Origin of the sequence: Cellulosimicrobium sp. ES-005 (genome assembly GCF_040448685.1) — a bacterium.
Taxonomy (GTDB): Bacteria; Actinomycetota; Actinomycetes; order Actinomycetales; family Cellulomonadaceae; genus Cellulosimicrobium; species Cellulosimicrobium cellulans_G.
Map to the genome: position 1 here is coordinate 305,559 of NZ_CP159290.1, position 18,719 is coordinate 324,277.

At 75.0% G+C, this 18,719-nt stretch carries 15 protein-coding genes and 1 tRNA gene; 7 read left to right on the top strand and 9 right to left on the bottom strand.

All coding sequences use genetic code 11. The annotated features are described in order from the left end of the window. Nucleotides 1–72 precede the first annotated feature (72 nt). A complete protein-coding gene (locus ABRQ22_RS01325) occupies nucleotides 73–381 on the top strand; it encodes a DUF1540 domain-containing protein (RefSeq protein ID WP_047234443.1) in 309 nt (102 codons plus the stop codon). A 149-nt stretch (nucleotides 382–530) separates the two neighbouring features. Here the strand turns inward: ABRQ22_RS01325 and ABRQ22_RS01330 are convergent, their stop codons facing one another. Next, nucleotides 531–1,328, bottom strand: coding sequence for a hypothetical protein (locus ABRQ22_RS01330; RefSeq protein WP_253054102.1), 798 nt, complete (start codon nucleotides 1,326–1,328; stop codon nucleotides 531–533). Nucleotides 1,329–1,503: 175 nt separating this feature from the next. Here ABRQ22_RS01330 and ABRQ22_RS01335 point away from each other — a divergent pair, with 175 nt between their 5' ends. Then, a complete protein-coding gene (locus ABRQ22_RS01335; protein WP_353708307.1) occupies nucleotides 1,504–5,514 on the top strand; it encodes a sigma-70 family RNA polymerase sigma factor in 4,011 nt (1,336 codons plus the stop codon). 48 nt (nucleotides 5,515–5,562) lie between these two features. Here ABRQ22_RS01335 and ABRQ22_RS01340 read toward each other — a convergent pair whose 3' ends face one another. The 3 genes from ABRQ22_RS01340 to upp form a co-directional block, all read right to left on the bottom strand. Beyond that, nucleotides 5,563–6,285 carry an NAD(P)-binding oxidoreductase gene (locus ABRQ22_RS01340; RefSeq protein WP_253054098.1) on the bottom strand — a complete coding sequence of 241 codons (723 nt, stop codon included), beginning with the start codon at nucleotides 6,283–6,285 and terminating at the stop codon, nucleotides 5,563–5,565. A gap of 163 nt (nucleotides 6,286–6,448) precedes the next feature. After that, on the bottom strand, nucleotides 6,449–7,135 hold the full coding sequence (locus ABRQ22_RS01345; RefSeq protein ID WP_253054096.1) for a winged helix-turn-helix domain-containing protein: 687 nt from the start codon (nucleotides 7,133–7,135) through the stop codon (nucleotides 6,449–6,451). Between the two features lie 328 nt (nucleotides 7,136–7,463). Continuing rightward, the gene (gene upp, locus ABRQ22_RS01350) at nucleotides 7,464–8,099 is read right to left on the bottom strand and encodes a uracil phosphoribosyltransferase (RefSeq protein WP_253054094.1); all 636 of its coding nucleotides are present in this window, start codon (nucleotides 8,097–8,099) and stop codon (nucleotides 7,464–7,466) included. Between the two features lie 397 nt (nucleotides 8,100–8,496). Between upp and ABRQ22_RS01355 the strand changes: the two genes are divergently transcribed. After that, nucleotides 8,497–8,928 carry a nucleoside deaminase gene (locus tag ABRQ22_RS01355; RefSeq protein WP_353709478.1) on the top strand — a complete coding sequence of 144 codons (432 nt, stop codon included), beginning with the start codon at nucleotides 8,497–8,499 and terminating at the stop codon, nucleotides 8,926–8,928. 93 nt (nucleotides 8,929–9,021) lie between these two features. Here ABRQ22_RS01355 and ABRQ22_RS01360 read toward each other — a convergent pair whose 3' ends face one another. Beyond that, nucleotides 9,022–9,846 carry an NAD-dependent protein deacetylase gene (locus ABRQ22_RS01360; protein WP_353709479.1) on the bottom strand — a complete coding sequence of 275 codons (825 nt, stop codon included), beginning with the start codon at nucleotides 9,844–9,846 and terminating at the stop codon, nucleotides 9,022–9,024. A 528-nt stretch (nucleotides 9,847–10,374) separates the two neighbouring features. Between ABRQ22_RS01360 and ABRQ22_RS01365 the strand changes: the two genes are divergently transcribed. Continuing rightward, on the top strand, nucleotides 10,375–11,442 hold the full coding sequence (locus tag ABRQ22_RS01365; protein ID WP_353708308.1) for an IS110 family transposase: 1,068 nt from the start codon (nucleotides 10,375–10,377) through the stop codon (nucleotides 11,440–11,442). Nucleotides 11,443–12,140: 698 nt separating this feature from the next. On the opposite strand, the gene ABRQ22_RS01370 is transcribed toward ABRQ22_RS01365, so the two are convergent. The 3 genes from ABRQ22_RS01370 to ABRQ22_RS01380 are packed head-to-tail and all read right to left on the bottom strand — an operon-like array spanning nucleotide 12,141 to nucleotide 15,843. Further along, entirely contained in the window at nucleotides 12,141–14,219 is a 2,079-nt protein-coding gene (locus tag ABRQ22_RS01370) for a carbohydrate-binding domain-containing protein (RefSeq protein ID WP_353708309.1), read from the bottom strand. Beyond that, on the bottom strand, nucleotides 14,219–15,103 hold the full coding sequence (locus ABRQ22_RS01375; RefSeq protein ID WP_353708310.1) for a polyphosphate polymerase domain-containing protein: 885 nt from the start codon (nucleotides 15,101–15,103) through the stop codon (nucleotides 14,219–14,221). Before ABRQ22_RS01375 ends, ABRQ22_RS01370 begins: the two co-directional genes overlap by 1 nt. Continuing rightward, nucleotides 15,100–15,843: a DUF4956 domain-containing protein gene (locus tag ABRQ22_RS01380; RefSeq protein WP_353708311.1), complete on the bottom strand. Its 744-nt coding sequence runs from the start codon at nucleotides 15,841–15,843 to the stop codon at nucleotides 15,100–15,102. The genes ABRQ22_RS01375 and ABRQ22_RS01380 overlap by 4 nt, the downstream gene beginning before the upstream one ends. Nucleotides 15,844–16,077: 234 nt before the next feature. Here ABRQ22_RS01380 and ABRQ22_RS01385 point away from each other — a divergent pair, with 234 nt between their 5' ends. From ABRQ22_RS01385 to ABRQ22_RS01395, 3 genes are all read left to right on the top strand, one after another. Next, nucleotides 16,078–16,917, top strand: coding sequence for a siderophore-interacting protein (locus tag ABRQ22_RS01385; RefSeq protein WP_353708312.1), 840 nt, complete (start codon nucleotides 16,078–16,080; stop codon nucleotides 16,915–16,917). 8 nt (nucleotides 16,918–16,925) lie between these two features. Further along, complete coding sequence (locus ABRQ22_RS01390) at nucleotides 16,926–17,939, top strand: iron-siderophore ABC transporter substrate-binding protein (protein ID WP_353708313.1); 1,014 nt, start codon at nucleotides 16,926–16,928, stop codon at nucleotides 17,937–17,939. A gap of 98 nt (nucleotides 17,940–18,037) precedes the next feature. Further along, nucleotides 18,038–18,127: transfer RNA gene (locus tag ABRQ22_RS01395), tRNA-Ser, on the top strand. Nucleotides 18,128–18,285: 158 nt separating this feature from the next. Here ABRQ22_RS01395 and ABRQ22_RS01400 read toward each other — a convergent pair. Next, nucleotides 18,286–18,507 carry a hypothetical protein gene (locus ABRQ22_RS01400; RefSeq protein WP_353708314.1) on the bottom strand — a complete coding sequence of 74 codons (222 nt, stop codon included), beginning with the start codon at nucleotides 18,505–18,507 and terminating at the stop codon, nucleotides 18,286–18,288. Nucleotides 18,508–18,719: the final 212 nt, after the last annotated feature.

The window sequence follows — 18,719 nt, forward strand, 5'->3', positions numbered from 1 at the left end:
CGCAGAATTCCGGGAATACCGTGGACGCGGAAGCCCGGCCCGCCACGGGTCCTCGGAGAACAGGAGATCGCGATGAGCAGCCTCACGGAGATGCCCCAGGTCGTCGAGTGTTCCATCGACGGCTGCGGCTACAACCACGACCACGGGTGCCACGCCGGCGCGGTGACCATCGCCGGTCACGCGGGCGACGCCGAGTGCGCGACCTTCATCCCGCTGGGGACCAAGGGCGGCCTCGAGAAGGTGCTCGCGCACGTCGGGGCGTGCCAGCGCACCGAGTGCGTCCACAACTCCTCGCTCGAGTGCTCGGCCCCGTCGATCCGCGTGGGCGCCGGCGCGTCCGGCGAGGACAAGGCCGACTGCCTCACCTTCACCCCGCGCTGACGCGCGACCTCGACCTCCTCGGAGGCGGCCGGTCACCCACCGGCCGCAGACGCCCCCGGACGCCCCGTCCGCGCGCTCGCCCGCGCGGCCGGGGCGTCGCCGCGTCGTCGCCGCGTCGTCGCCGCGTCGTCGGCGGTCGTCGGCGGTCGTCAGCGCTGGAGCGCGTCGAGGAGCTGGACGGCGGCGGCGTGGGTGCGGGGGAGCGGCTCGGCCCAGACGCGCGGCGGTCGCCGCAGGATCGCCGTGACGCCCAGCGCGAGCCCCGTGCGCTCGATGTTGTGGCGGAGCACGGTGCGCAGCGCGTCGTCGTCGGCGCCGCGCTCCCCGAGCACGACGAAGAGCCCGTTGCCGAGCGAGGCCATGGGGTGGCCGTCGCCGAACGTGTGGGTGAGCGCGCGACCCATCGCCGCCGACCGCGCGAAGCGCTGCCACCCGGTCAGGTGGTCGAGCGCGACGTCCACGACGAGCAGGCCGTGCGTCGCGGCGGCGTCGACCCCGGCGCGCTGGGCGACGCCGTACGTCTCCCGGAGCCGCTGGACCAGGTACTGGGACGTCGCGAGGCCGGACTCGGGGTCCATGACCTCGGGCGTCACGGGGGTCGCCTCGTAGCCGTCGGACCACCCGACCGCGACCGCGCGGAGCAGGTCGGTCCCCGGCTCGCGGTCGTGCGCCCGGTACAGGCACACCACGTCGTCGATGGCCTCGCCGATCCCGACCCCCGCCTCGGCCCGCACCCGGCCGAGCCGTTCGGCGGCCGGCGTCCCGTCCCGCTCCTCGCACAGCGCCTCGGCGAGGGCGTCGACGGCAGGGTGGTACCAGTCGCCCGGTCGCAGCCAGACGCTCTCGGCGCTCGCGCGACGCCAGCGCTCGCGTACCGCGTCGGGAGCGGGCACGGTGTACCCGTGGAGGTGGTCCATGTCGATGAGACGGACGAGCGGCCGATCCATGACGCGAGTCGGCGAAGAAGTTTCCGGGACGCGGGGTCCGAGGTGAAATCGGGCGAACGGGGAGGACTCCGGCCGTTACCGTTCCGTCGCCGGACGCCCTCTGCCCCGAAGTTGGACGGGCGTCTACTATGGCCACCGTACGCCTCGGATCGGGGCGGTCTCCGGGGCGGGTGACATGACGCAGGCGCAGGAACGGGTGTGGAGCGAGGCCTTCAGCGACGCCGAGCTCATCTCCGCCGTGCGCGAGGGCGACACCAGCGCCTACGGCGCGCTGTACGAGCGCCACGCCGCCGCGGCCCGGACGGTCGCGCGCCAGTACGTCCGCTCGACCGCCGACGCCGACGACGTCGTCTCCGACGCGTTCGCCCGCACGCTCTCCGTCCTGCAGGGCGGGGGCGGGCCCGACGTCACCTTCCGCGCCTACCTCTTCACCGTCGTCCGACGCCTCTCCTACGACCTCGTCAACGGCGCGCGGCGCACCCAGCCGACGGACGACGAGCGCACGTTCGAGACGGCGTTCGGTCCCATGGCGTCCACCGAGGACCCGACCCTCGAGGGGTTCGAGCGCTCGACGGTCACGCGCGCCTACCAGGACCTCCCCGAGCGGTGGCGCGCCGTGCTCTGGTACACGGAGGTCGAGAACCTCTCCCCGGCCGAGATCGCGCCGATCCTGGGTCTCACCGCGAACGGCGTGTCCGCGCTCGCCTACCGCGCGCGCGAGGGGCTGCGGCAGGCGTACCTCCAGCAGCACCTGACGTCCGTGCCCGCCGAGGAGTGCCGCACGGTCAACGCGCTCCTCGGGTCGTACGTGCGCGGCGGGCTCGCCAAGCGCGAGACGGCGCGCGTGGAGTCGCACCTCGACGGCTGCGGCGAGTGCCGCGCGCTCGTGCTGGAGCTGGGCGACGTGTCGCACGGCATGCGCGCCGTCATCGCCCCCCTGGTCCTCGGCGTCGGCGCGCTCGGCCTCGTCGGGACGGCGCTCCCGACGTTCGGCGGCGCGGCCGTCGCCGGCGGTGTCGGTGCCGCCCTGCAGGGCTCGTCGAGCGGTGGCGCGGGATCGGCCGGCGGGTCCGGTGCGGCCGGCGGGTCCGGCGGTGCGGGCGCGGGCGCCGGTGGTGGCGTGGCGGGCACCGGTGCCGTCGGGGGCGCGGGAGCGGCCGCGAGCGCGGCCGGTGGTTCCGGCGCCGCGGTCGGGGCCGGCGCGGCGTCCGTCGGCGGGGCGGCAGCGGCGGCCGGAGGCGCCGCCGCGGGCAGCGGCGCGCTCGCCGCCGCGGGTGCCGGTGGGCTCGTCGCGCTCGTCACGTCCGCGCCGCTCGCCGCGGCCGCCGTCACGGTCGGCGTGCTCACGGTCGCCGGGCTCGGCGTCGCGGGCGCGCTCGGCGCGTTCTCGTCGGACCCGGCCCCCACCCCGACCTCGCAGTCCTCCCCGTCCCCGTCCGCGTCACCGACCACGGGGACCACGACGACGCCGGACCCCACCACCGACCCGACGTCGCCCACGAACATCCCGCCCGCCCCGACCGACCAGACCACCGCCGGTTCGGGCGACACGACCGGGACCGGCGGCGGGTCCACCGACGGCTCCACGCCCGTCGGGTCGACGCCGGGCACGACGACGCCGGGCGGGTCCACCGGCCCCGGCACGCCTGCGCCCACCGATCCCGGGACGGGCACGCCCGGGCCGACCGACCCGGGCACGGGAACGCCCGAGCCCGCGCCGGCGGCCCTCGAGCTGTCGCTCGCCCCGGTCACGCTCGCGGCACGCGTCCCCGCGGACCTCGTCATCACCGCCTCGAACACCGGCGGTCGAGCGGCGGAGGAGGTCTTCGTCGACCTCACGCTCCCGGCGGGCGTGACGACCCCCGGCTCGTCGCTCGTCGCGCGCGGGACCGTCGTCGGCAGCCCCCTGTCCGCGGCCTCGCTCCCGTGCGGCAGCGCGGTGCCCCAGCCGGACGCGACAAGCCTGGTCACGTGCTCGGTCGGCATCCTCGACCCCGGAGAGAGCCAGGAGCTCGTCGTCCGCGTCGAGGCCGAGTCCGGGGGCGACTACCCGCCCTTCGCCGCGTCCGTGCGCGCCACCGGCATCCCGGCGAAGCCGTGGACCTTCCCGTCGGCGCCTGTCCGGTATTACGGGCCCGAGGTCCGCGTCGTGGCGCCGTCCGACGGACTGCGCCTGGACAACCCGGGAGAGGGAGTCCTGCGCGTCGTGGTGCGCAACAGCGGTGACCAGCCGCTCGTCGAGCCGCGCCTCGCCGTCGACCTCCCGTCCGGTGTCACCCTCGCCGGCGGGTCTGCCGGGGTCTGGACGTGCGCCACGGACGAGGGGCGGAGCGTGACGTGTGCCGCCCCCTCCGGCACGAGCCTCGCGCCCGGCGCCGCGTCCACGGTCCCGCTGACGCTCGTCGCGGACCGTGACCGGGCGGTCGAGAAGGCCGTGGTCCGCCTGCGCGGGACGGCCCCGGACGCGCGAGCCGGGAGCGCGGACGCCTCGGTCGACGTGGCCCGGCCGTGGGACGGCGCGGCGTCGGGGGTCGACGGCGACGGCCTGCGCGTGCAGTGCAGCGCCCGTGGTGAGGCCGGTGCCGCATCGGTGACGGTCCCCTTCACGAACCGCACGGCCTACGGCGACCTCCGGGCAGCCCTCGTGGTCGCCGGCACCGCCCACGACGCCGTTCCGGTCGCCCCGGGACGGAGCGTCGACCTGCGCGGCGGGACCGGGGGCTGGCTGCCCGCCGGGGACGCCCGGGTCGTCCTCTCGACCACGGTGGCGGGGCGGCAGTTCACCCACGAGATCGTCGCCGGTGAGCACCCGGCGATCGACTGCTTCGACTGGAAGCCGGTCACGGGCGCGGCGCGCGCGACGGCGGCCTGGGCGGTGCCGTCCGGTGCCGGGGTCGGGACGTCCGTCGTGACGGGCACGTTCCACAACCCGTACTCGACGACCACGCTCCGCGTCGGGATGTCGACGCCGCACGGTGACGCCGCACCGGTCGACGTGGCCCCGGGCGCGGACGCGACGTTCACCGTGGACGCGAAGGCGCTGTCCGTCCCGGCCGGGACGGCGACGTTCACGGTCGAGCGCGCGGCGCCTGCGGGCCCGGCGCCGACGACGGTCGAGGCCCGCTACGCCGCCGTGACGTACGACCCGCGGTGGGCGACCTCGGCGACGGTCGACGCCGGCTGGCAGGACGGGTCGGTGAAGATCGTCGGCACGCTGACCAACGACTCGCCCGAGATGATCGACGTCGTCATGTCGGCCGCGGGCTACGGGGACTCGGCTCCCGCGCGGCAGGTCGCGCCCGGCGCGACCGTGACCCTCACCGTGGACACGCGAGCGCTCGACGTGAAGGCCGGCGCCGTCACGTTCCGCCAGTCGCGCACCGTGCTCGGCACGCCCTTCGCGGACGCGCGCCTCACCGCGCGGTACCAGGGTGCCGGCTACCAGCCTGACTGGTCGGCCACCCCGACGGTGTCCGCGCAGTGTGCCCCGGGGACGGGCGGGGTCGTGCTCTCCGTCGGGCTGCGCAACGACTCGACCGAGGCGACGCACGTCGTCGCGCGCACGCCGTTCGGCGACCGTGACCTGGGCGACGTCGCCCCCGGGGCGAGCACGGGCGCCGATCTCGCGACCGGCGCGCTCGCGGTCAAGGCCGGCAAGGTCGAGCTCGTGCTGTCGCGCACGGTCCTCGGGGTGCCCTTCACCGAGACGCTCCCGGTGCGCTACGACGCGGTCGACTGCGCCGTCGAGCAGCCGGCGGCGAGCCTCGTCCTCGGCGACCCGTACTACGACGCGAGGCGCGGCCACTCGTACCGCGCCGTGTCGGTGCTGCTCGACAACTCCGGGTCGAACGTCCCGGTGACGTTCCGGGTGACGGGGCACGCCAAGGGCGAGTGGACCGTCGGAGCCGGGGAGCGGCGCACCGAGAGCCTGGGCGAGGCGCCCTGGTCCGGCGCGACGTACGTCGTCCACACGCGCTCGTGGACCGAGCAGCTCAAGGTCGAGGGCTTCACCGCCGTGGCCGAGTGCGCCCCGGAGTGGCAGGCGGGCGTCTGGTACGACCACGACGCCGAGGTCTCCTACGACGGCTGGAACTACACGGCGCGTAACGGCAGCGCCTTCGTGCGGCCGGACCGCGACCTGATCGGGCTCTTCTGGGAGCGCGGGACGCGCTGCGGCGAGGGCTGACGAGCGTCGGTCGCCCCGAGCGGCGACGCGACGGGTGAGCGGGTCCGCCTACGGCAGGACGCCTTCGAGGGCGTCGTCGACGGGCGTGTCGCCGCCGACGAGGTCGAGGACGAGCCCGGCGGACCGCGGCTCGTGGAGCACCGCGGCGAGGACGAGCGCGACGTCGTCGCGCGTCACGTCCGAGCGCTCTCCGACGGCTGCGCCGGGCTTGCGGCGCTTGCCGCGCGGCTTGTCCGTGTCCCCGACGGGCGCGAGCGCGACGAGGCCGACACCCGGGTCGTCGGTGAGGTGGCCGGGCCGCACGATGGTCCAGGCGAGGTCGTCGCGGGCGCGCAGGTCGTCCTCGGCCGCAGCCTTGGCACGCAGGTAGGCCCAGAACACGTCGTCGACGTCGTCGGGACGCTCGTCGGCCCGCGCCGCCTCGACGCCGCGGGAGGAGACGAGGACGTAGCGCCCGACGCCCGCGCGCTCGGCGGCGTCGGCCAGCAGCGCCGCGCCGGCCCGGTCGACCGCGTCCTTGCGCGGTGCTCCGCTCCCGGGACCGGCGCCGGCCGCGAACACGACCGCGTCGACGCCCTCCAGCTCGAACGACACCGCGACGGCGTCGTCCTTCTCGAGGTCGATGAGCGCGACGTGCGCGCCCAGCTCGGTGAGGTCCGTGATCTGCGCGGCTGACCGCACGAAGGCGACGACGTCGTCGCCCCGCTCCACGAGGGTCCGGGCCAGGCGACGGCCGACCTGGCCGTGACCTCCCGCGATGACTGTGCGCATGGGCCGAACGTATCGCCGTGCGGGCGTCCGCGCCCGGTGAAGCGACGTCGTCCCGGGGCATCTGGGCAGGGACGCCGGGCGCTCCCGGGGCGGGGGGTTGCGCTGCCGGGCGCGCGGTCCCCCACGTACCCCCACGTCGACCGTGGCCCGGCAGCGCGGGTCCTCAGGCGGCGTCCCCCGTGCCGCCGAGGACGACGGGGGTCTGCGGGTCGAACCGGTAGCCGAGACCGCGGACCGTGGTGATGACGTGCTCCAGCCCGAGCTTCTCGCGCAGGCGTCGCACGTGGACGTCGATGGTGCGGCTGCCCGCGGCGACCTCGTGGTCGGCCCACACGGTCTCGAGCAGCTCGGCCCGCGTCACGACGCGGTGCGCCGTGCGGGCGAGGTACGACAGGAGCTCGAGCTCCCGGAACGTCAGGCGCGCCGACCTGCCCTCGACCGTGACCGTGCGGCCCGCGGGGTCGATGACGACGCGCGGCACGGGCGACAGGGTCGCGAGCCGCTCGCGGAACGCCGCGATGTCCTGCACGGGCGACGACGTCGTGGTCGTGGGCTCGGCGAGCGCGAGGGCCGTGTACGTCTCGGCGCTCGGCAGCCAGTCGCGGGCGAGCTCGCCGAGCGCCTCGGCGAGCTCGACGAGCTGGGCCTGCGGCTGCTCGCCCGGCGCCGCGTCGACGCCGACGTAGAGGACGAATCCCGGGTTGCGGCGCGGCGTGGCCGGGTCGGTGGCGGCCGGGCGGGCCGGCGCGAGCGCGGTGCGCGGCGCGGCGGGGTGCTGCGGTGCGAGGGCCCGGGGCGCGGCGGCGCGGGACGAGGTGCGGCGGGCGGGACGGGTAGCGGTGAGCGTCATGGGTGGCTCCGGGTGCGTCGGGCCGACGGCATCGCCGGGAGACCGGCGGGTCGGCAGGGGTCGAGGGCTGAACCGAGGTGCGGGAGAGGGTTCAGGCCTGACAACAGACGCACATGACCGCGCCCGGGAGCGCGCCGGACGGCGCGCTGGCGGGACGGGTCGAGGTGCTCACGGGAGCGAGCATGGCAGTGCACCGCGCGGTACGCCAAGAGGAGCCCGGCAACTTCTCATCATGCGGACGGGCGCGGTCTCGCGTTCCGGGCGCGGGTGGTGGCGGGGCCGTCGCGACCGGGGGCTCGGTCGCGCGCGTCCGCCCAGGTGGGAGGGGTCAGACGACGCCGTAGAGGCGGTCCCCGGCGTCGCCGAGGCCCGGGACGATGTACGCCTTCTCGTTGAGGCGCTCGTCGACCGCGGCGACCACGAGCTGGACGTCCACGCGGTCGCCGACCGCGTTCTCCAGCACCTGGATCCCCTCGGGCGCCGCGAGCAGGCAGACCGCCGTGACGTCCCGCGCACCGCGCGCGAACACGTAGTCGATCGCGGCCACGAGCGTGCCGCCCGTCGCGAGCATCGGGTCCAGGAGGAACACGTGCCGACCCGTCAGGTCGTCGGGCAGGCGGTTCGCGTACGTGACCGCCTCGAGCGTCTCCTCGTCGCGCTGCATGCCGAGGAACCCGACCTCCGCCGTCGGCAGCAGGCGCGTCATGCCCTCGAGCATCCCCAGGCCCGCCCGCAGGATGGGGACGACCAGGGGACGCGGCTCCGCGAGGCGCACGCCGATCGTCGTCGTCACCGGCGTCTCGATCTCGTGCGGCTCGACCCGCACGTCGCGCGTGGCCTCGTAGGCGAGCAGCGTGACCAGCTCGTCGACGAGGAGCCGGAACGTCGGGGACGCCGTCTCCTTGTTCCGCAGGACGGTCAGCTTGTGGGCTACGAGCGGGTGGTCGGCGACGTGCAGGCGCATGGCGACAACGGTATCCGACCACGAGCCCTCCCGTACCGCCCGGTAACCACCCGCCGTGCGCGAGTTGTCAGCGCCACACCGGTCTATAGCCTGGTGAGACGCTGACAGCTCTCCGTGCCACCGAGGTGTCAGCCTCTCGTCGCGGCATGGCGCGACGTGCCGCTGACAACTCGGAGGTCCCGTGCCCGACGACGTCGCTCGCTCCGGCGACCCCGCCCACCCGGGCGCGGGGTCGGCGTCGGGCACCCAGGGGCACGCGTCGGGCACCGGAGGGCCCGCGTCGGGCACGACGGCGGTCGGCGGCTCCCCGGAGCCGCGCGGGCTCGACCTGCCGTGGGCGGACGGGACGTTCCCGCCCGGGACCGTCGCGGGGCGCCGCCAGGTCTGGGACGCGCTCATGGGGCTCGCGCTGCACGAGGCGACCCACGCGCTCGCCAGCGACGACGTGCCCGTGGGGGCGCTCGTCGTCGGGCCGGACGGGCGGCTGCTGGGCGTGGGGCGCAACCGGCGCGAGGAGACCGGCGACCCGACCGCGCACGCCGAGGTGCTCGCGCTGCGGCAGGCCGCCGCGACGCGCGGGGAGTGGCGGCTCGAGGGCTGCACGCTCGTCGTCACGCTCGAGCCGTGCGTCATGTGCGCCGGGGCGCTCGTCCTCGCGCGCGTCGAACGGCTCGTGCTCGGCGCGTGGGACCCCAAGGCCGGCGCGACCGGCTCCGTCTGGGACCTCGTGCGCGACCAGCGCGCCAACCACGCCGTCGAGGTGGTCGGCGGCGTCCGCGAGGACGAGTGCGCCCGCCTCCTGCGCGCCTTCTTCGCCGCCCAGCGCTGACGCTGACCCCCGCCGAACACGACATGAGGGTCGTTATCGAGCGGATGACGATCCTCATGTCGTGCTCGACGCGGGGTCGTGTCGTGCTCGGCGTCAGCGGGGGAGAGACTCCGCGAGCGTCGTGAGGGTCTCGGTGGTGCCGGCGTCGACCTTGAGCGTCGCGAGCGGGTCGCCGCGCGTCCAGCCGCGGTTGACGATCACGACCGGCTTGCCCGCCTTCGCCGCGTGCCGCACGAACCGCAGCCCGCTCATCACCGTCAGCGACGACCCCGCCACGAGCAGCGCGTCCCCCTCGTCGACCATCGCATACGCCCGCTCCACGCGCTCGCGCGGCACGTTCTCCCCGAAGTACACGATCTCCGGCTTGAGCACCCCGCCGCAGAACTCGCACGGCGCGGGCCGGAAGTGCGACGTCTGCTCGATCACCGCGTCCGCGTCCGGCGCGATCTCAACGTCCGCGACGTCGCCGATGCTCTCGATGAACCCCGGGTTGAGCGCCGTCAGCCGGTCCGCGAGGTGCTCGCGCGAGATGACGCGCCCGCACTGGAGACAGATCACGCGGTCGTACCGGCCGTGCAGGTCGATGACGTTGCGGCTGCCCGCGTCCTCGTGCAGCAGGTCCACGTTCTGCGTGATCAGCCCCACGAGCACGCCCGCGTCCTCCAGCCGGGCCAGCGCACGGTGGCCCGCGTTCGGCTGCGTGCGGTGCACGTGCTGCCAGCCCACGTGGTTGCGCGCCCAGTAGTGGCGCCGGAACGCCTCGTCCTGCACGAACTGCTGGTACGTCATCGGGTTGCGCGGCGGCGAGTCCGGACCGCGGTAGTCCGGGATGCCCGAGTCCGTGGACAGGCCCGCGCCCGTCAGCGCCGTCACCCGCAGCCCGCGCAGGAGCCGCACCGCGTCCTCCGCCGTCCCCAGCGGCGGCTCCGGCTCCGTGCCCGACGGCGGCGGCTGGCTCGGGCGCCACGCGAGCCGCGGCGTCAGGGTCGGGACGGTCGACCGCGGCAGGTCCGCCGACGACGTCGCCACGTGCGCGGGGGACGCGGTCGAGGGTTCGGTGGAGTCACTCGGGTACGGCGCGGTCGGGTCGGTGGACACGTCTCCCACGGTACGACGGCGCGAGGTAGAGCCGGGGTTGGCGAGGTAGAGCTGTGAGTCTTGCGGTGGCTGGTCTGGGATCGGCTGGTGAGGATGGCGTCGGCTGCTCGCCGTGGTCGTGACTCGAGGTAGAGCCGGCCCTGTTGGGGGTGCCCTGCTACGGATCTGTCCGGCTGGGGTGGGCGGCCGGCGCTGTTCTGGCCCACCTCGGTGTCCTGATCAGAAGGGTGTCCGCCCCGGTGGGGCGTGACTCGTCACAGTGTTGTCCCGAAGTGACTCCTACCCAGGCCGGCGCCGGCCGCCAGCGGCCGGACCGTCGTCCCTGGAGTAGGAAGGACCCGAGCCACCATGACCATCGTCGCGCATGCGCACCCGTTCGTCGTGGGTGTGGACACCCATGCCCGCAACCACGTCCTAGCGATCCTGACCGGCACTGGTGAGGTCATCGATACCCGAGAGTTCCCGACCACGAGCGCGGGCCTGGCCCGGGCGATCGCGTGGGTCGCGCGCCGCACCGGTGGTGATCTCGCCGTGTTGTGGGTGATCGAGGGCGTCGCGTCCTATGGTGCGGGCCTGACCGGCGCCGTCGAACGGGCGGGCTACGAGGTCGTCGAGGCCGCGCGGATGGACGCGCGCGCCCACCACGGGATCGGCAAGTCCGACCCGTTGGACGCTGCCCGCATCGGTGCCGCCGTCCTGGCGCTGGATACCGACCAGCTGCGCCGTCCTCGCCGGGGCGACGGCATCCGAGCCGCCCTACGCGTCCTGGTCACCGCCCGCGACCACATGACAGGCGAACGCACCGCCACCATCAACGCACTGACCGCCCTGGCCCGCGTGGTCGACCTCGGCCCCGACGCCCGCAAGCCACTGACCCGCACCCAGATCGCCGCAGTCGCGCGCTGGCGCCCGCGCGAGGAAGACCTCGCCACCGCGACCGCACGCACCGAAGCCGTCCGCCTGGCCAAGCGCGTGAACGAGCTCGACGAACAGATCGCCGCCAACCAGGCCCGCTTGACCGAGCTCGTCCAAGCCAGCCAGGCCGCACCGCTGCTGACCAAGATCGGCATCGGCCCCGTCACCGCCGCGATCGCCCTGACCGCCTGGTCCCACCCCGGCCGGGTCCGCTCCGAAGCAGCCTTCGCCGCCCTGGCCGGGGTGAACCCCATCCCCGCGTCCTCGGGCAACACCATCCGTCACCGACTCAACCGCGGCGGCGACCGCCGCCTGAACAAAGCCCTGCACATCGCCGTCCTGACCCGCATGACCCACGACCCCGAAACCCGCGCCTACATCGAACGACGACGAGCCCAAGGACGCACCACCCGAGAGATCCGACGCTGCCTCAAGCGCTATCTCGCCCGCCAGATCTACAGGACCCTCAACACCACCGAACCCGCCACCACCCCAGCTTGACGAACATAGAAGGATCCGTGGTCGTGCCCGACGGCGGTCTGGTCGCCTTGGGTGGTCGGGGTGGGTGGTGGCGCCGCGTCTACCATCCGCCGCTCGTTCCTCGCGGCTCCCGCCAGGCCCGACCACGACGCGGCACCACCACCCACCCCGCCCGACGTCGTCCCGTCCGGGTCGGTCCTCACCGTGGGCGACCGCCCGCGGGTGCGTTCGGCCCAGGCCGCGCGACCTCGCGCGCGGGACGGTCGTCGGTCGCGGCGCCGTCACGTCGAGCAGGTGATTCGGGCGCGTCCGGCGCGCGGGACGAACCCGCGTCGCCTGCTCGACCCACCAGGACGGCCTGGTCGGCCTCGCGCCGAGCCGCCACGGGCACTCTGCTCCGGCGGGCAACCCGATGGTCGCAAGCGGCGACCGACGTCCCGGGCGAGACGATCGCCGAGCGGTGGGGGTGGGCTCGGATGCGAAGGGGCGTCAGAGCGGCGCTCCTCGAACCCACGGCCGAGTGACCGGGGTAACGGCGCCGCAGCCCCGAGCACCGAGGCCACCCGCGCCGCGGACCCGACCCGCGGGCTTGAGACTCGAGGACGCCGCGTACCCGACTCCGCAAGGCTGAAGAAGCGACCACGGTTCAGCGTCGGCGGGCAGCGTTCTGCCCGACGGCCTGTGGTGGCCGCCGGGCAGGGCGTTCGGGCCTGGACGGGTCAGGACTCGGTGGTGCCGTCCTGGGTCGTGGTGCCGTCCTGGGTGCCCGGGCGACCCCCGCCGGTCCGGCCGCCCATGCCGCCGCCGGTCCACTCGCCCGCGACGGCGGTCACCGCGCCCGCGGGGGTGGTCACCGTGTAGGTCTCGCCGGCCGTCACGTCGGGAGTGGAGACGACGACGTTCGCGGTGTCCTTGGTGACTGCGTACTCCGTGAGGACGGTGCCGTCGGCGGTCGTGACGGTGACGGTGTCGCCGGCGCTCGCGGACACGTCCGCCGCGAGCCAGCCCTGCTCCGAGTCGGTCGACGGCACGACGACCATGCCCGCGCTGCCCGCCGCGACGAGCGAGCCGCCGCTGATCGTGAACGTGCCGTTGACGTCCAGAGCGCCGTTGCCGTCGTTCGTCGGACCCTGGACGACAATCTCGCCGCCCGTGACGGTGAGCGAGCCGTTCGAGTCGATCCCGTCGCCGCCCGCGTCGACGGTGAGGGTGCCGCCGGAGATCGTCAGCGTCGAGCCGTCGTCGGTGTCCATGCCGCCACCCATGCCGCCGCCCGCGCCACCGGGGCCGCCCGGGGGCATCTCCGTGCCGTCGGGGAGCTCGCCGCCCTGCGGGGGCTCCGGCATCTGGCCGTCGGACGGCATCTCCGGCGGCGTGCCGCCGGCCGCGGCGCCGTCCGGAGGCTCGGGCATCGTGCCGTCCGCGGACGCGAGCGCGTTCCCGTCAGGCGCCGACCCGGCCGCGGCGTCGCCGCCCGTGGAGCCGGCCGAGGCGTCGCCGTCCGTCGCGCCGTCGGCACTCGTCGCGCCGTCGGTCCCGGTCGCCGTGTCGTCGGCGGTCGAGCCGATGGTCGCGTTGAGGCCGTCGTCGCTCGCCGTCACGTCGACGTCGCCGCCCGAGATCGTGATGGCCGCGCCCTCGATGCCCTCGACGGACGTCGTGACGGCGAGGTCCCCACCCGAGACGGTGACGTCGCCGTCGGCGTGCACGCCGTCGTCGCCCGACGACAGCTCGACCGTCCCGCCCGAGACGGACACGGAGCCGTTCGAGTGCAGCGCGTCGTCGGCGGCGTCGACCGTGACCGACGCGTCGTCACCGACCACGACGCCGACGTCGCCCTTGAGGCCCTTCGCGGAGGCGTCCTCGGCGACGGTCGCGCCGGCGCCGCCCGCGGCGGTCACGGCCAGCGTCCCGCCGGAGACGATGACGTCGGTGACCGCCTGCACGCCGTCGTCGCCCGACGCGACGGCGATCGACCCGCCGCGCACATCGACGAACCCGAGGGTCTCGTCGCCGTCCTCGGTCGACTTGAGCCCGTCCTTCGCGGCGGTGACGTCGAGGGTGCCGCCCGTGACGACGAGGTAGTCCTTGCCGCGGATCCCGTCGTCGCCCGCGTCGACGGTGAGGTCACCGCCCGCGATGACGAGCCCGTCCTGGGAGACGATGCCGTCGTTCCCGTGCGACGTCACGCTGAGCGCGCCGTCGCCGCCGATCACGAGGTCGGCCGTCGAGAACAGCGCGCCGTCGGGCTCGCCGTCGGCGTCCTGGGCGGAGTACGTCTCGGCGTCGGTGAGGCTGCTGGTGGAGCCGTCGGCGAGGATCACGGCGACCTTCTCCGCGTCCTGCACGGTCACGGCGGCGTTCGTCGTCGCGGTGATGTCCGCACCGTCGAGGACGAGCTGGACGAGCCCGTCCTCCGCGGTGTCCACGACGACCTGCCCTTCCAGCGTGCCGCTGAGCACGTACGTGCCGGGGGCGGTGATCGTGACGGCCGAGCCGTCGACGGTCACGCCGTCGCCGTCCGCCGTGGCGGTGTCGCCGTCCAGCGCGACGGTCACCGCGGAGGACGCGTCGTACGCGAGATCGGCGTCGTCCACCGTCACCTCGGTGTTGCCGGCGCGGGCCTCGTCGGGGGTCAGCCCGGCGACGGCGTCCGAGACGACGCTCGCGGTGGTCGTCGCGTTCGTGTCGGTCGAGGCGGTGTCGGTGGTCGCGCTGCTCCCCAGCACGGAGCAGCTCGCGAGGACGGCGGCCGCCGCGGCGGCGGCCAGGGTGGTCAGGGGTCGGCGGATGCGCATCAGAGGCTCCTGTCGTCGTGCCCGGGGGTGCGGGCGGGAGGGGTCGTGGTCCCCGCGGGCGCGGTCGCGTCGGGGGAGGGGGAGAGGTGGCGGCGGATCACGCGGCGCCACGGGCCGTCGGGAAGGTCGGGGCGCAGGAGCGCCAGACCGGTGCCGTACTTGGAGATCCGCTCGGGCCGGTGGCCGTGCCGCCACAGCAGGCGGTCGAGGTCGGACGGCGTGGAGCCGCCCTTGGTCTCGACGACCACCAGGTGCGGGACGGTCCACGTGAGCGGCGCGTGCGCGCCCGGCTGGTCGAGCTCCCACGTGAGGCCCGTGTCGACGGTGGCGCGCGCGGCGCCGTCGGCCCGGGGGAGCAGGAGCGTCGTGCGGCGGTACCGCGACACGAGGCCGGGCGCGAGCGCGTGCTCCGGCACGCCCTCGATGCCCTCGGCCGCGAGCGTGCGGCCCACGAACGTGCGGTCGGCGCCGAGCGCCGTCGGGCACCCGTCGTGCGCGACGCGCTGCTTGAGCGTCGTGCCGCGCGCCGCCCGGGTCTTGACCTCGAGGAAGCTCGCGCCCGAGTCCAGGTAGGTCCGCGTGCGGACCTTGAACCGCCGGCGGCGCCGCGTCGCGGTGAGGCGGAACGACGCGAGGTCGGGGGTGTCGAAGTACACCGACTCGTACGCCGCGCTGCGCGCGCCGTCGATCTCGAGGACCCGCGCACCGGTCGTCGGGGCGAGGGCAGCGAGGACAGTGAGTGCGTCATCGACCGGCAGGACGTACTTGCGGTCGACCCGGGTGAGCAGCGCGGCCGCGTCCACGAGCTTGTCCAGGCCGACGCCGTCGAGCGGGTAGAGGACGGCGCGGACGCGGTCGTCGGCCGTCACGGTCCGGGGGCTCACGCGCGCGCCTCGGTCCGCTCGGGCCGGGCTGCCGGGCCGGGCGTCGTGGCCGCTGCCGGGCTCGGCGGCGTCGGCGCGATCGCCGGGGCGACCGGCGCGAAGGGCGCCGCCTCGTGCGAGGCTCGGAGTGCGCCGTCGGGCACGGGGAGGGGCGCGGCGGCCGCCGGGGCAGGAGCCGGCGTGGCACGACGGCCGGTGCGCGGCTCGGTGTAGCGGACGTCCACCCAGGTGGTGTCGTTGACGAGGTCGAGGCGCTGCACGCTCACGCCACGGACCTCCGCGCCGAGCAGCTCCTCCAGGTGGCGGGTGAGCTCGGCGCGGTCGGTGAGGGCGCGGTCGACGACGACGTTCTGGCTGTGCGCACGGCGCAGGACCCGCGGGTGGTCGACGACGGCCATCACGCCGACGACGAGCGCCGTGCCCGCGAGGGACAGCCAGCCGGTCGTCGCGCCGAGGCCGCCGAGGAGGCCCAGCGCGAGAGCAGCGAAGTAGTAGGCGACCTCGGTCTGGGACAGCTCGGTCGAGCGGAGCCGGATGATCGACAGGACCCCGAAGAGCCCGAGCCCCAGCCCGGCGCCCACGTTGCTCGTCGCGAGCGTCGCCGCGACCGCGAGCACCCCCACGTTGACGCCGAGGTACGCGACCACGAGGTCGCGTCGCCGGTGACGCGGGAAGTAGAGGCCGAACGCGAGGACGGTGACCGCGACGAGGTCGACGAGGTACAGGACGGGCTGGGACACGAGGCCTCCGGGTGCCGGGGCGCTGGGCGCCGTGGTCGAGGACGTTCCCATTCCGCCGGAGGAGCCTGTGCGGTCGCTGTGGAGGGCACAGGCCGCGTGTATGAGTCCCGTTCCGCGGGGCATCGCGTCGAGGTCACGCGGGCCGCCGCGGCGCTCGCGGCCTCGTGACCGGGGTCACGGCGAGGGAACGAGCCGTGATGTTAGCCTCACCTAAGTCACCGACGAGAGGTTGTCATGTCGACCACCACCGCGCCCGCGCCGCGGCGCGCCCGCCCCCAGACCGTCCTCGAGGTCCTCGAGACCGCGTGGCTCTCCCCGCACCTCGTGCGGGTCGTGGCAGGGGGCGAGGGGTTCGCCGCGTTCACCACGAACGAGCACACCGACAAGTACGTCAAGATCATCTTCGCCAAGCCCGAGCTCGGGCTGGAGCCGCCCTACGACGTCGCGGCGCTGCGCGAGACGCTCGCGCCCGAGGACCTGCCCGTGACCCGCACATACACGGTGCGGTGGGTCGACGAGGCGGCGCAGCGCCTCGCGATCGACTTCGTCGTGCACGGCGACGAGGGCCTCGCCGGGCCGTGGGCCGCGCGCGCGAAGCCCGGCGACCGCATCGTCTTCTCCGGCCCCGGCGGCGGGTACGCGCCCGACCCCGACGCCGACTGGCACCTGCTCGCGGGCGACGACTCCGCGCTCCCCGCGATCGCCGCCGCGCTCGAGGCCATGCCGCGCGACGCCGTCGGGCACGCCGTGCTGGAGGTCGGCACCGAGGCGGACCGGCTCCCGCTCGAGGCGCCCGACGGCGTCGAGGTCACCTGGGTGCTGCGCGGCGACGCGCCCGCCGGGACGACGACGCTCCTGCCCGACGCCGTCGCCGACCTCGCGTGGCGCGAGGGCCGCGTGCACGTCTTCGCGCACGGCGAGCGCGAGGCCATGAAGGCCCTGCGCCGCGTGTTCGCGGAGCGCGGCGTCCCCCGCGCCGACCTGTCGCTCTCCGGCTACTGGGCCTACGGCCGCGCGGAGGACCGCTTCCAGGCGGAGAAGCGCGAGCCCGTCGGCAAGATCTTCGAGGACTGAGGAGTCCCATGCACCGCACCACCCTGCGCCGCGCGCTCGCGGCGACGTCCGCGCTCGCCGTCCTCACGCTCGCCGCGTGCTCGTCCGGGGACGGCTCGGGCGACGCCGCGCCGTCGGGCAGCGCGAGCGCCGACGGCGCCGCGGACGCCTTCCCCGTGACGATCCCCACCGCGTTCGGGGACGTCGAGATCCCCGAGGCGCCGGAGCGCGTCGTCGCCCTGGGCTGGGGCGACGCCGAGACCGCGCTCGCGCTCGGCGTCCAGCCCGTCGGGGCGAGCGACTGGCTCGCGTTCGGCGGCGACGGCGTCGGCCCCTGGCTCGACGGCGCGTACGACGAGTCGCCCGAGATCATCGGGACGCTCGAACCCTCGTACGAGCAGATCGCCGTGCTCGACCCCGACGTCATCCTCGACGTGAAGTCGTCCGGCGACCCCGAGCGGTACCAGCGGCTCTCCGAGATCGCCCCGACCGTCGCGATCCCCGAGGGCGGCGAGGCCTATCTCACGCCCATGGAGGACCAGGTCGGGATGATCGCCGCCGCGCTCGGGCGCAGCGAGGCTGGCGACGAGCTGCTCGCCGAGGTCGACGACGCGTTCGCCGCCGCGCGCGACGAGCACCCCGAGTTCGCGGGCAAGACCGCCGTCATCGGGTCGTACTGGGCCGAGGGCTTCGGTGCGTACGTCTCGACGTCCAGCCGCGGCGAGTTCATGCAGGGACTCGGTTTCGAGACGAAGCCCGAGATCGACGACGCCGCCGGCGAGGAGTTCTCCGCGAACCTCGGCACCGAGAACGTCGACCTGCTCGACGCCGACCTCACCGTCATCCAGCCCATCGGCTTCACCGCCGCGGACGTCGAGGCGCTCCCGATCTTCCAGACCGTGCCGTCCGTCGCCGACGGTCGGTACGTCGTGTTCGACGACAAGGACCTCTCCAACGCCTTCTCGCTCGGCACGCCCACGGCCGTGATCTACGCGATCGACAACGTCACGCCGCTGTTCGCGGACGCGCTCGGCGGGTCGTGACGGTGGGCCTCCGGGCGTCGGATCGGGCGGTCTGACCGGCCGATTCGGTGTCCGGGGGTCTGACCAGGTATCCTTCCTGGGCCGGGTTTCCCGGCGAAGGTAGCGTGTCCGAGTGGCCTAAGGAGCACGCCTCGAAAGCGTGTGTGGGTGAAAGTCCACCGTGAGTTCGAATCTCACCGCTACCGCCACCCGAAGGGCCCCGCCCGCGAGATTCCGCGGCTGCGGGGCCCTTCGTCGTACCCGGCCGTCCGTTCTCACTCAGACTTGTGCTGCGGGCCGTCGACCGTGGCCTCCTGGACGAGCTGGTCGATGACGACCCGCAGATCCGGGGCGACATGCGTGCACTTCAGCTAGCGCGGGACGGTCGTCCGCCCTTGCAGGCGTGGCCGAGCAGCGCCGCCGCGTTGCCGATCATCGTCAAATTCACGACCTGCGTCGCCACGGTCGGGCGAAAATCGTGCGGGGTCACCGTGGTGCCGATGGAGGCCCGCGCCGCGTCGAGCGGGTCGAGCACCCGGCTGGAAGAGCGCCGGCCGGCGCGCGTGGACGGAAACTCCAGGGCGTCCACCCGCCGTCCAGGCCGAGGCCCCAGCGCCTCGCGGATCGTGGTGACGACTAACGGGGGCGTGATCTTGCGCGCGACGGGTCGGAAACTGGCTTGGGCTGCCGCACGAGCCGACCCTCGGCCCGGACGACGGTCCCGGACACAGTGAGCGTCGGGACCTCGGCGTCGAGGTCGACGGCGACGTCCGCCTCCCGCAGTGCCAGGCACTCACCGAA